Raw genomic sequence first — 12302 nt, forward strand, 5'->3', positions numbered from 1 at the left:
GGCGCGCCCCACACCCGCCCCCCACCCCCCCCCCCCCCCCCCGCGGGGGGGGCCCCCCCCCCCCCCCCCGGGCCGGCGGCGCCCCCCCCCCGCCGGGGGGGGCCCCCCCCCGCGGGGGTGGGACGGGCGCGACGGTCGTCGCGCCCGGTTGGTGCGCTGCCGAGGGCAGACGTCATCGGGACAGTTCCTTCTGGTACTCGGCCTGGACCGCCTTCACGTACCCCTCGGGTGTCTGCTGGCCGGCGATCAGCTTCTGCATCTCCGGAGTGATCGCGGCGGCGAAGATGCCGCCGGTCGCGTTCGCGGTGAAGTCCACCGCGCCGTTCTCCGCGCCGAGCTGCTGCGATGCCTTCAGGGTCTCGGCCAGCACGGTGTTCGGGGCCGCGCTCGGCACCGGCAGGTCACTCGGGCCGCCGGGGCTGGAGCCGCCGACCGTCACCGAGATCTCGCGGGCCCTGGAGTTGGTGTGCACCCAGTTCAGGAAGTACGCGGCGGCGTCCGGGTTCTTGGCCTTGGCGGAGACGCCAAAGGTGTTGGGGGCGGACATCGCCACGTGCTTGCCACCGGGAGACTCGGTGGGGAAGAGGAAGAAGCCCACGTTGCCGGGCATCGACTTGTCGAGGTTGGCCGACTCCCAGTCACCGTTGAACATGAACAGGCCGTTGCCCTTCTGGAACTCCCCCACCATGCCCGCGTAGTCCAGGGCGTTGGCGTCCTTCGTGAAGTAGCCGGCCTGCGCCCACTTCTGGATGGTCTGGGTGGCCTTCAGGGCGGCCGGGGTGTCGAACGTGGCCCCCGGCTTCTGGAAGATCCAGTCGGCGACCTGGGTCGGGTCGCCGAACTGGTTCTGCAGCGCCTGGTGCGGGAAGTTGATGCCTGCGGTGTTCTTGTTGAACTGCATGATCGGCTGGACCCCGCCGGTCTTCGCCTTGGCCAGCAGCTCCTCGAACTCGGCGACCGTGGCCGGCGGCTGGGTCATGCCGATCTGACTGGCCAGCTTCTTGTTGTAGAAGACGCCGGTGACGCTGTAGCCGAGCCCCATCCCGTACAGGGAACCGGTGCCCCGGGTGTTGTCGCCGACGCGCAGCTGCATGAGCTGCGAGGCGGGGAACTTGTCCCAGCCGTACGCGGTGAAGTACGGGTCGAGGTTCTTGAGCAGGTCGTCCTTGACCAGGTCGACCATGGTCGGGAGCCGGATGATGTCGGGCGAGTTGTCCGAGGCCATCACCCGGGGAGCGTTCTCCACGATCACCGTGAACTGGTCCTCGCGGATGTTGAACTTGACGTTCGAGTGCTGCTTGGAGAATTCGTCGGCCAACGCCTTGGCCAGCGGGAAGCCGGTCTCCGCGTACATCTCCAGGGTGATCGGGTCGGTCCCCAGCTCCGTCTTGACGGCGGCATCGGACTTCTGGGTCGACGACCGGTCCTCCCCCGGCGCGCTGCAGGCCGTCGCGGTCATCCCGACCGCCAGCAGCGACGCGAGGAGCACCGTTCTCCGTCGCGGAAACTTTGTCAGCAATTCTGCCATTTCATGACTCCTTGACATCTCCACGCGTCCCGCGGCCACGGCCGCGCGACGGCTCCACCGGGACCACCGCGACCGGGTGCCGGCCACGACACGTACGCCGTGACCTGTCGCCCGGGCGCAGCACCCGTACCGTCAGCAGAAAAAGAACCCGGCACGGCCACCGAAGGCACCTCTGGATGCGCCAGAAGTGGTCGCTAAACTGATTTAGCAGAGCATGCGCGCGGCACGGGAAGCTGTCAAGGACAACTTGGCAACGGTGCGGAAACGTCGGGTTCACACCGCGCCGACGTGGCCGACGCTCGACCTCGGACGGCGACGCATCATGATGGGCAGGAGCGGCGCCTGTGGCACCGCGCCCTGATTCGGAGGACTGATGGGCCGCAACAGAGCAACACTCGCCGACGTCGCGCAGCGAGCCGGGCTGTCCAAGACCGCCGCGTCGATGGTGCTCAACGGCCGAGAGGGCACCCGGCTCTCGGCCGAGGCGCACCAGCGGGTGTTCGCCGCCGCCGAGGAACTCGGCTACCGGCCCAACCTCGCCGCGCGCAGCCTCCGCACCCGCAAGACGGCCACCATCGCGTTCGTCTCCGACATCGTGGCCACCACCCGTTTCGCCGGTGACCTCATCCGCGGCGCCCTCGACGCGGCCCGCGAACGCGACCACGTCCTGCTCATCACCGAGACGCAGGGCGACGCCACCTTCGAGCAGTACGCCATCGAGGCCGTCCTGGACCGGCAGGTCGACGGCGTGATCTACGCGGCGATGGCGACCCGACGACTGGCGGTGCCCGCGGCCATCCTCGGCGGCCCGGTGGTGCTGCTCAACGCCACCAGCCCCGACGGCCTGCCCAGCGTGGTCCCCGACGACGAGGGGGCCGGTCGCTCGGTCGCCACCGCCCTGCTGGAGCTCGGCCACCGCGATGCGATCGCGCTCATCGGCCGCAACCGACTCAAGGAGGACGACCCGGAGGTCTCGCTCGCCGCCCGCGCCCGCCTGCACGGCATCCGGCAGACGCTGGACGAGGCGGAGGTCAGCCTGCTGGCCGAGTGTTTCTGCACAGAGTGGTTGCCCGAGCACGGGTACGCCGCCATGCGCAACCTGCTGAGCAAGCCGAAGCGACCCAGCGCGATCATCTGCATGAACGACCGGCTCGCCTTCGGCGCCTACCAGGCGCTCGGGGAGGCGGGGCTGACCGTTCCGGAGGACATCTCGGTCATCTCCTTCGACGACGACCCGATCGCCGCCTGGCTGCGTCCCAGCCTGGCCACCACGGCGCTGCCGCACGAGCAGATGGGGCGACGCGCGGTCGAACTGCTCCTGGACGGGGGCTCCGCCGAGCCCTCCCTCGTTCCGATGCCCCTGCGCCGACGCCGGTCCCTCGCGCCTCCGGCCGACTGACCACCGGCCCTCCGGCCATACCGTCGGGGTGGCCCCGGGCGACGCTAAAACGGTTTAGTGCTAGTTTTCCGGCCATGCTTCGTCTACCCGACCACTGGGTGTGGGACAGCTGGTACGCGCGGGACGACAACGGCCTCTGGCACGTGTTCTTCCTGCGCGCGTCCCGCGCCCTGCACGACCCGCACCGCCGCCACCGTCGGGCCACGATCGGCCACGCCGTCTCGGCGGACCTGCACTCGTGGCGTCTGGTCGCCGACGCCGTGGTCCCCGCCGACGCGCCCAGCTGGGACGACCTGGCGACCTGGACGGGCTGCACGGTCCGCGGGCCGGACGGACGGTGGTACCTGTTCTACACCGGGGTCGGTCGCGGCGAGGACGGGCTGGTCCAACGCATCGGACTGGCCGTCTCCGACGACCTCATGACCTGGCACCGGCACGGCACCGAGCCGATCGTCCAGGCCGACCCCACCTGGTACGAGCTGCTGGACAAGGACCTGTGGTACGAGCAGGCGTGGCGCGACCCGTGGGTGTTCCCCGATCCCGACGGCGACGGTTGGCACATGCTCATCACCGCCCGCGCCAACACCGGGCCGGCGAACACCCGTGGCGTCGTCGGCCACGCCACCTCCACCGACCTCGTCACCTGGACCGTCGCGCCGCCGCTGTCGACACCGGCCGGCTTCGGTCACCTTGAGGTGCCCCAGGTCGCCGTCCTCGACGGGCAGCCGCTGCTGCTGTTCTCCACCGAGGCCACCGGCAGCGCCCGGCGCGACGACCACCGGATCTGGGTGGCGACCGGCGAGACCACCCTCGGGCCGTGGGACATCGCGTCCGCCCAGCCGTTCGCCCACCCGCACCTGTACGCGCCCCGGCTGGTCCCCGGACCCGCCGACGACTGGTCCCTCATCGGCTTCCTCGACCACGTCGACGAGACGTTCGTCGGGGAACTCACCGATCCCATCCCGGTCCGCTACCGCTCCTCGACCGGGTTGACCGTGCTCGAAGGGCCGTAACCGGACAGGTCCGGGCCGAGGCGTCTCGCCCCGACCCGGACCCGTCGGTGTCCCGCTACTGGGTCAGCTACGCAGCTGCCACTGCTGGTTGGTGCCGCCGGTGCAGGACCAGAGGATCAACTTCGTGCCGTTCGCCGTCGCGGCGCCGTTGGCGTCCAGGCAGAGACCCGACTGCGCTCCCGTGATCGTGCCGTTGGCGTTGACGTTCCACTGCTGGTTGGGCTGACCGTTGCAGTCCCAGATCACCACCGTGGTGCCGTTGCTGGTGCCCTGGCCGGAGGCGTCCAGGCACTTGGTGCCGTAGACCATGAGCTGCCGGCTGGCGGTGTGGGTCCACCGCTGGTTGGCAGCGCCACTGATGCAGTCCCAGATCTGGGCCTGCGTGCCGTTGGTGGTGCTGGAGTTGCCGATCTCGGCGCAGCGGCCCGACTGGGCGCCCACGATCTGCACGTTCGTCGGGTTGGTGCTGCCGCCGCTCTGCACACCAGCCGTGTTGATCACCGTCTGCGCGCCCGACGGCCAACTGCCGTTGCTGACCGTGACGTTGCTGTTGACCACGTTGCCGCGGTCGCCGTTCGTCACGTTCGTGCTGCCGTTGGTCGACCAGTTGTTGGTGACGGTGAAGTTGCCCATGTTCTCGGCGTAGTAGTAGTTGGCGGTTGCCCAGGTGCCGGTGGAGGAGAACACGTTGTTGCGGGCGGTGTAGTAGCGCGAGCCCTCGTCGAAGTAGAGCCCGAACCAACCGTTGGTCCGCAGGCAGTAGTTCTGGGTGATGGACCCGCCGGGGTTCGCCGACAGCGTGTAGATGCACCCGCCGTCGGTCATCTGCTGCATCACGTCGTGCACGTAGTTGCCGATGACCTGGTTGTTGGCCGCCGTGGTCGCCGTGGTGTAACGCGGCTGGTAGTTGTACAGGCCCCGGTTCGCGTAGTGCTGGCTACCGCCGGCGTCGTTGGCGCCCCAGCCGTAGCCGACCGACAGACCGGTGTACGGCATGTTGTAGACCTCGTTGTGCGAGACCAGCGAGGTGTTCACGTAGGTCGTCAGGATCGAGACGACGCCCCGGTACTCCAGACCGAGATCGTGCACCCGGTTGTTGCTGATGGTGATGTTGCGGTTGACCATCCGCTGGTCGCTCGGGTGGTGGGCGTCGGCGCGTACACCACCGACCACGATGCCACCGGCCGAGTTGCGGGCGATCTCGGAGCGGGTGACGGTGATGTTGCTTGCGCCCAGGCCGACGCCGCTGGCGTGGGCGTTGGCGTCGTTGCCGATGCCGATGGCCGTCTGCCCGAGGTTGACGAACTGCGAGTCGCTGAAGGAGATGGTGTTGGCCGCGGAGACCTGCACGGCGGCGGGCATCTGGGCCCAGCTCGGGCGGGTGGCCTCGAACAGCGGGCAGCCCTCCTGGCAGGAGGTCAGCGCGTCGGACGGACGGGCCCAGGTGCCGACGATGTGCGCGCCGGTCTGCTGGTCGGCGAAGCCGTTGCTGCTGCTCGGGCCGAGCCAGCTGGTGCCGGTGAAGGTGATGCCGCTGAACGAGATGTGGTGCGCCGGCGCGTCGAGGGTGCCGCCGACGTTGACCAGGGACTGCAACTGTGGCAACTCGACGCTGACCGAGCTCATGGTCTGCCCGGCGAGCGGGATGTAGTTGAGCTGGCCGTTACTCGGGTTGAGGTACCACTCCCCCGCCGAGTCCAGGAACTCGTACGCGTTGGCCAGGTAGAACGGGCCCGCGCGGTGCGGACGGGACAGCGTGTCGAAGCCGAAGGTGTTGTTGTTCCACGCGGGCTGCTGCATCGTCAGGAAGTTGCCGCTGATGCTCTGCACCGGCGAGTACCGGTCGGTGAACGAGCCGACGCTCTCCACCTCGACCCGGTTCTGGTTGCCGAGGTTGTTGAGGTAGCTGAGCGCGCTGTTGGTGAACCGCATGCCGGACGTGGTGAAGGTGAAGTCACCGCGGTTCACGGCGGTGCGTGCCCGCGTGGCGACGGCCCCGTTGACGTAGAGCTGACGGGAGTCGAGCCCGGCGGGGACGTTCGCCCGCCAGATGTTCTTCCCGGAGTCGACGAGCGACCAACCGGTGACCGCCCGGGCGCCGGTGATCGTCGGGCGGGCGCCGGCGGCCGCCCGCCAGATCACCTGGTAGCCGTTGTTGCCCGAGTCGGCGGCGGTGAACCGCAGCGGCGACGAGAGCCGGTACGCGCCGTTGGCCAACTCCACGACGATGTCGCCGGACATCGCGCTGTTGATCCCCCGCACCGCGGTCTGGGCGGCGTTCAGCGAACACGGTTGGCTGGCGGAACACGCGGTGCCGGTGCCGGAGGGCGACGCGTAGAGGGTGGTGGTGGCCGCGAGGGCCGGGGACGCCGAGGCGGTTACCGCGACCAGGGCGGTCACCGCTGTCGCGGCGGCGCCGGCCAGCAGTCGGCGCAGCGACGGAATGGACGAGGACACGGGACGGTGCTCCTGACGTGAGAACGGGGGTGGGGGTGGCGGAACGGCCTCAGCCAACGCGGGGGTGGGGGGCCGGGGCGGTCATCCGAGGATCTCCCGGAGATAGCGCAGGCCGTCCGTGGCGAGACGGTCCTGGGAGGGGGCCAACGGACGCCAGATCGCCGCGGCGGTGGCGATGGCCTCGTTCTCCGCCGTGAACGACTCGATGCAGATCGCGCCCTGGTAGCCGGTGTCCCGCAGGACGGTGAAGAAGCGGGGCCAGTCGAAGTGGTCAGCACCGGGAGCGCCCCGGTTGGTGCCGCTGACCTGCACGTGCTTGATGTGTTGGCCGGCGACGGCGAGGGCCGCGTAGGGGTCGGCCTCCTCGATGTTCATGTGATAGGTATCGATCATGATGCCGACGTTCGACGGCAGCCCGTCGATCAGCTCGACCGTCTGCTCGATCGTGTTGACGACGCTCGTCTCGTAGCGGTTCAACGCCTCGACACCGATGCTCACGCCCACCTCGCCGGCCTGCTCGGCCACCGGCGCCAGGGCCCGCCGGAAATCCGCGTAGCAGGCCGCGCGAGCCGCCGGTGACATCCGCCAGGTGCGGCCGACCGAGGCGTACGCGGGACCGCCGACGCACGGAGCGCCGACGGCCGCCGCGCTCGCCACGCAGCCCTTGAGGTACGCCACCGTCGACTCGACCACCGCAGGCGCGGCGTCGACCAGTTCCCGCCCCGGCGAGGTGACCACGCAGACACCGGCGGCGGCGAGGCCGTGCGCCGCCAACAGGTCCCGGGTACGGATCGGGTCCCAGTCGCCGGGCTGCTCGATCGGCAACTCGACCGCGTCGAAGCCGAACGCGGCGATCCGCGGGATCAGCTCGGCCAGGGCCTTGTCGTCGACCGGCGAGGCCCAGACCCAGGGGTTGACGCCGATGGCGTACATCGGACCCTACTTCCAGCGCTGCGGGTAACCGGGCAGGTCGGTGCAGCCGCACATCGCGTAGTGCAGCGGCGGCATGCCCGCGTCGAGGTACTGGTCCAGGTTGTCCTGGGTGACAGTCGGCTGCGGCAGCTTCCACGGGCTGGACACCTGCTGACCGTCGAGGATCCGCAGCGCCGCGATGATCGGCGTACGCCACTGATAGGTCGGGTAGGTCGGCGCGATCGCCGTGAGCTTCTTGTCCTTCCAGATCTTCAGGAAGTCGAGCTGGTCCTCACCGTTCATCGGCGGAACGGGCTTGCCCGCGTCCTGGAACGCCTCGACCGCCGCGACGGCCACCGCTCCAGCGTCCATCCAGACCCCGTCGATCGTGCCGTACCGCTGGATGTAGTCGTCGACGATCTTTTTGGTCTTGGCCGGGTCACCATCGGTGAACTCGACGCCGACGACGTCGACCTTCGCCTTGTCGAACGCCACCTTCGCCGCCGACCAGCGGGTCTCCAGGACGTCGACGCCGGGCAGGATCCGCAGTGCGAGGACCTTGCCGCCGGGCTTCATCTTCTGGCTGACGAACTCGGCCCCGACGTGGCCGAAGCCGTAACCGCCGATGGGGTTGATGAACGTCACCGGGCACTTCGTGTTGACACCACGGTCGAAGACGACGACCGGCAGCCCGGCCTGGCAGGCCGCCTCGACGGCCGGGGTGAGCGTGGCGGTGGTGTTCGGCGAGACGATGAGCGCGTCGCAGCCCTTGCCGAGCAGATCGTTGATGTCCGCGATCTGCTTCTGGTCCTTACCCTCGGCGTCGACGTGCACGAACTCCTCGATGCGGCTCTTCTGCGCCTCGACCTCGGCCTGCATGGTCTTGAAGCCGACCTGCCGCCAGGGGTTGTTCAGGGCCGCGTTCGAGAAGCAGATCTTGTGCGGGCCGTTCTTCTTGAACTTGGCGGTGTCGACCATCGTCGGGTTGAGCACCTGCTCCCACGGCTTGTCAGCCGGGCCCGTCGGAGCCGCGTCGAGCAGCGCCAGCTCGGCGTCGTAGTCGGCCTGCACGAAGAACTTCGACTGTTCTCCGGTGCCGGACCCGGCGGCGGAGGCGCTCCCCGACGGGCCCGCGGCCGGCTCGTCGGTGGAACAGGCGGCGAGGGACAGCAGGGTGACAGCGGCAAGCGCAGCCATGGAACGTCGCACTATGGTTTCCCCTTTATCTCGACGAAGAACGCGATGCCGAGACCGCCACGGCGAGCAGGATGATCCCGCCCTGGACGGTCGACCTGAGGGCGCCGGAGACGCCGTAGAAATTCATGAGGGCGAACAACAGCTCGAGTGTCAGCGCGCCGAGCATCGCCCCGACGACCGCGCCGCGACCCCCGCCGAGCGCCACGCCACCGAGGACGACCGCGGTGATCGCGCCGAACTCCAGGCCCGCGCCGGCCTGGAACGACACGCCGCTGTAGCCGCCCAGGAGGATCGCCGCCACCGCCGCCGCGAGGCCGCTGAGGATGAAGGCGAGGGTCCGGGTACGCCACACGCGTACGCCGCTCAACTCGGCGGTACGCGGGTTGTCGCCGACTGCGACAAGCGTCCGACCGAAGTCCGAGCGCATCAGCAGCACGGCCGCCACCGCCAGGACCACCAGGACCAGCAGCGCGTACGGCACGCGGCCCAACACCGGCACGTCCTCGAAGGCCCGCCTGCCGAACCGCCGGAACTCCTCGGAGAGCCCACCCTTCGGGGCGCCGTCGGACCACAGGTAGACCGCGCCCACGAGGATCAGGAACATGCCGAGGGTGGTGATGAACGACGGCACCCGCAGCCGTGTCGTGATCAGGCCGTTGACCAACCCGACCAGCGCTCCGAAGGCGAGCAGGAGCAGCACCACCGGCCAGGTACGCGCCGGGTCGCTGTCGATCAGCCGGGCGGCGACCACCACCTGCGCGGTGACCAGGGACCCGACCGAGAGGTCGAACTCGCCGGACACGATCACGAAGTACTGGCCGGCGGCCAGCAGGATGATCGGCGCCGAACGACCGAGGAAGGACATCAGCGACGGCGGGGCCAGGAAGTCGGGCTGCCGAATGCCGACGAGCACCAACAGCACCGCGAGGATCGCGAGGATCGGCAGGACGCCACCGGGACGCACCCGCGGCAGACGCAGCGACAGGGAACGGGGCTGGACGGTCTGCATGGCTAGGCCGCCTTTCGCATGGCCCGGCGGGCGTAGACGGCGACCGCGGCGATGATGATGACGCCCCGGATCACCTGCTTGAAGAAGGCGTCGACCTCGAGCTGGTTGAAGATGGCGTCGATGCTGGCAAGCAGCAGCACCCCGCCGACCGTGCCGATGACGCCGCCGCGCCCACCGGCGAGGGCGGTGCCGCCGATCACCACTGCGGCGATCGACTCCAGGTCGTAGAGGCCCTCGGTGCCGACCCGCGGGGCGCCCGAGCCGAGCCGACTGGCGAGGTAGATGCCGGCGAGCCCCGCGCACATCGAACACAGGACGTGGGCGGTGACGAGGACCCGGTCGTTGCGGACACCGGAGAGCCGGGCCACCTCCGGGTCCCCACCGACGGCGACCAGGTGGTGGCCGAAGCGGGTCCGCGACAGCGCGAACCAGGCCGCCGCGGTCACGACTACCAGCAGCAGGAACGACACCGGCACCGGCCCGACGCGCTGGTAGCCGAGCGACTGCACGAGCGAAGGCGCGGTGGTGCCGGCCGGCCCGTCGTAGCCGTTGTCGAGGTATCCCTTGAGCAGCAGCCCGACGCCGAGGGTCGCGATGAACGCGTTGACCCGGAACCGGGTGACGAGCAGCCCGTTGAGCAGCCCGACTCCCGCGCTGACGACCAGCACCAGGCCGATCGCCGGCAGCACCGCACCGTCGTTGCCGTTCATCGTCTCGGCCGCGACGAGGGTGCTGAGGCTGATCACGTACGCCACCGAGAGGTCGAGCGAGCCGCCCAGGATCACCAGGGTCTGGCCGACCGCGACCAACCCGAGGCCGGCGGCGACATGCAGCAGACTCACCGTCGTGGACTGGTTGAAGAGCTGACCGCCGTCGAGCAGGACGACCAACCAGCCGATCGTGAGGGTGAGGGTCAGGGCCACGAAGACGCCCGGTACGGGACGCCGGGCCGGCAGCAGCGACAGAGCACTCACTGGGCCACCTCGGTTCGCGACTGCGGGGCTCGCAAACCCGGCTCACTCCTCGCGCTCACTGGGCCACCTCGGTTCGCGACTGCGGGGCTCGCAAACCCGGCTCACTCCTCGCGCTCACTGGACCGTCTCCCGCACGGTGCCGACCGCCAACGCGACGACCTCCTCCTCGGTCGCGCCGGCGGGCAGCTCGCCCGCGACGTGACCGTCCCGCATGACGACGATCCGGTCACTCATCCCCAGCAGCTCCGGTAGGTCGGACGAGATCATCAGCACGGCCGCGCCGTCACGGGCGAGGCGGCGGACGAGGTCGTGGATGGCTGACTTCGCGCCCACGTCGATGCCCCGGGTCGGCTCGTCGAAGAGCAGGATCCGTGGGTTGAGCGCGAGCCATCGGGCCAGCACGACCTTCTGCTGGTTGCCCCCGGACAGAAAGCGGATCTCCTGGTCGTCGCCTGCGCCGCGGACCTCCACGGCGGCCAGCAACTCGCGTACCCGGACGGTCCTCGCCGCACGGCCGGACCGGGCGGCGAAGACGGCCCGGCTGGCGAGCAGCGCGTTGTCGAGCACCGACTGCCGGGGGACGATCCCCTCGCCCTTGCGGTCCTCGGTGACGTAGGCGATGCCGGCCCGCATCGCGGTACGGGGCGAGCGCAGCCGAACCGGCCGGTCGTCGAGCGTGACGTCCCCGGTCGTGAACGGCGACACCCCGAAGATCGCACGGGCCAGCGCCGAGCGCCCGGAGCCCTGTAGGCCGCCGATGCCGAGCACCTCGCCGGCGCGCAACTGGAGGTTGACGTCGCGCAGCTTCCGGTTTCCCGCGTCGCGCAGGTTGAGCCGCACCGGGCCCCGGTCCTCCGGGGCGGCCCGGTCCGGGTAGTAGCTGGACAGCTCCCGGCCGACCATGTGCCGCACCAGCTCGTCGGCGGTGGTGTCCGCGGTGTCCACTGTGGTGACCCGGCGGCCGTCCTTGAGCACGGTGATCCGACCGGACAGGTCGAAGACCTCGGCGAGCCGGTGCGAGACGTACAGCAGCCCGATGCCCCGCTCCTGAAGTCGGCGCACCAGCCCGTAGAGCAGCTCGACCTCGTGGTCGGCCAGCGCGGCGGTCGGCTCGTCCATGATGAGCAGCCGCGCGTCCAGGGCGAGTGCCTTGGCGATCTCGACGACCTGCTGCTGCGCGACGCCCAGCTGCCCCACCCGGGCGTCGGCCGGCAACGTGGTCTCACCGATCGAGGCGAGCAGCCGCGTGGTGCGGTCGAGCATCCCCCGGCGGTCGACGAGCCCGCGGCGGACCGGCTCGTGCCCGAGGTAGACGTTCTCGGCGACGGTGCGCTCCGGGAGCAGGTTGAACTCCTGGTGGATGATGCCGATGCCGGCCCGCTGCGCGTCGCGCGGACCACGGAACGTACGTGTCGCACCGGCGAACTCGACAGTGCCCCCGTCCGGGGCGTACCCGCCGGAGACGATCTTCATGAGGGTCGACTTCCCGGCGCCGTTCTCACCGACCACGGCGTGCACCTCGCCCGGCGCTACATCGAGGTCGACACCGTCGAGAACGCGGACTCCGAGGAAGGACTTGCCGATGCCCCGAAGGGTGAGCAGCGGCACCGGCCGCGAGTCTGACATCCCGAGTGCCCTCACAGACAGTAGTTATTGACAGGACTCAATGCCACACTACGGCGACTTTGAGGCGCTGGACATCAAACTTTCGTAGGAACAGCGATGGCTTACGTTCGCGCGTCCAAAACATTTCCTTGACACCAACGAAACATCACACGTATGAAGATAGATGTTTGGATGCGGGTCCGCAATC

At 69.7% G+C, this 12302-nt stretch carries 9 protein-coding genes; 2 read left to right on the forward strand and 7 right to left on the reverse strand.

The genetic code is table 11. The annotated features are described in order from the left end of the window. Positions 1-172: 172 nt before the first annotated feature. A complete protein-coding gene (locus ACIBD9_RS29310; RefSeq protein WP_396722494.1) occupies positions 173-1528 on the reverse strand; it encodes an ABC transporter substrate-binding protein in 1356 nt (451 codons plus the stop codon). A gap of 373 nt (positions 1529-1901) precedes the next feature. Here ACIBD9_RS29310 and ACIBD9_RS29315 point away from each other — a divergent pair, with 373 nt between their 5' ends. Beyond that, positions 1902-2927, forward strand: a complete 1026-nt coding sequence (locus ACIBD9_RS29315) for a LacI family DNA-binding transcriptional regulator (protein WP_396722496.1) — start codon at positions 1902-1904, stop codon at positions 2925-2927. Between the two features lie 17 nt (positions 2928-2944). Next, the gene (locus ACIBD9_RS29320; RefSeq protein ID WP_396722524.1) at positions 2945-3940 is read left to right on the forward strand and encodes a family 43 glycosylhydrolase; all 996 of its coding nucleotides are present in this window, start codon (positions 2945-2947) and stop codon (positions 3938-3940) included. A 63-nt stretch (positions 3941-4003) separates the two neighbouring features. Here ACIBD9_RS29320 and ACIBD9_RS29325 read toward each other — a convergent pair whose 3' ends face one another. From ACIBD9_RS29325 to ACIBD9_RS29350, 6 genes are all read right to left on the reverse strand, one after another. Further along, positions 4004-6397: an RICIN domain-containing protein gene (locus ACIBD9_RS29325; RefSeq protein ID WP_396722498.1), complete on the reverse strand. Its 2394-nt coding sequence runs from the start codon at positions 6395-6397 to the stop codon at positions 4004-4006. An 81-nt stretch (positions 6398-6478) separates the two neighbouring features. After that, positions 6479-7330 carry a sugar phosphate isomerase/epimerase family protein gene (locus ACIBD9_RS29330; RefSeq protein ID WP_396722499.1) on the reverse strand — a complete coding sequence of 284 codons (852 nt, stop codon included), beginning with the start codon at positions 7328-7330 and terminating at the stop codon, positions 6479-6481. Positions 7331-7336: 6 nt separating this feature from the next. Continuing rightward, positions 7337-8506 carry a substrate-binding domain-containing protein gene (locus ACIBD9_RS29335; RefSeq protein ID WP_396722500.1) on the reverse strand — a complete coding sequence of 390 codons (1170 nt, stop codon included), beginning with the start codon at positions 8504-8506 and terminating at the stop codon, positions 7337-7339. Positions 8507-8531: 25 nt separating this feature from the next. Next, the gene (locus ACIBD9_RS29340) at positions 8532-9515 is read right to left on the reverse strand and encodes an ABC transporter permease (protein ID WP_396722501.1); all 984 of its coding nucleotides are present in this window, start codon (positions 9513-9515) and stop codon (positions 8532-8534) included. 2 nt (positions 9516-9517) lie between these two features. Continuing rightward, positions 9518-10489, reverse strand: a complete 972-nt coding sequence (locus tag ACIBD9_RS29345) for an ABC transporter permease (RefSeq protein WP_387176905.1) — start codon at positions 10487-10489, stop codon at positions 9518-9520. A 114-nt stretch (positions 10490-10603) separates the two neighbouring features. After that, positions 10604-12115, reverse strand: coding sequence for a sugar ABC transporter ATP-binding protein (locus ACIBD9_RS29350; RefSeq protein ID WP_396722502.1), 1512 nt, complete (start codon positions 12113-12115; stop codon positions 10604-10606). Positions 12116-12302: the final 187 nt, after the last annotated feature.

The organism is Micromonospora sp. NPDC050784, from assembly GCF_044456765.1.
Classification (GTDB): Bacteria; Actinomycetota; Actinomycetes; order Mycobacteriales; family Micromonosporaceae; genus Micromonospora; species Micromonospora foliorum.

Excerpts from the sequence above, each read along its gene's own strand:
- ACIBD9_RS29310 (WP_396722494.1), bottom strand. The coding sequence starts at position 1,528 with ATGGCAGAATTGCTGACAAAGTTTCCGCGACGGAGAACGGTGCTCCTC.
- ACIBD9_RS29315 (WP_396722496.1), top strand. The coding sequence starts at position 1,902 with ATGGGCCGCAACAGAGCAACACTCGCCGACGTCGCGCAGCGAGCCGGG.
- ACIBD9_RS29330 (WP_396722499.1), bottom strand. The coding sequence starts at position 7,330 with ATGTACGCCATCGGCGTCAACCCCTGGGTCTGGGCCTCGCCGGTCGAC.
- ACIBD9_RS29335 (WP_396722500.1), bottom strand. The coding sequence starts at position 8,506 with ATGGCTGCGCTTGCCGCTGTCACCCTGCTGTCCCTCGCCGCCTGTTCC.
- ACIBD9_RS29340 (WP_396722501.1), bottom strand. The coding sequence starts at position 9,515 with ATGCAGACCGTCCAGCCCCGTTCCCTGTCGCTGCGTCTGCCGCGGGTG.
- ACIBD9_RS29350 (WP_396722502.1), bottom strand. The coding sequence starts at position 12,115 with ATGTCAGACTCGCGGCCGGTGCCGCTGCTCACCCTTCGGGGCATCGGC.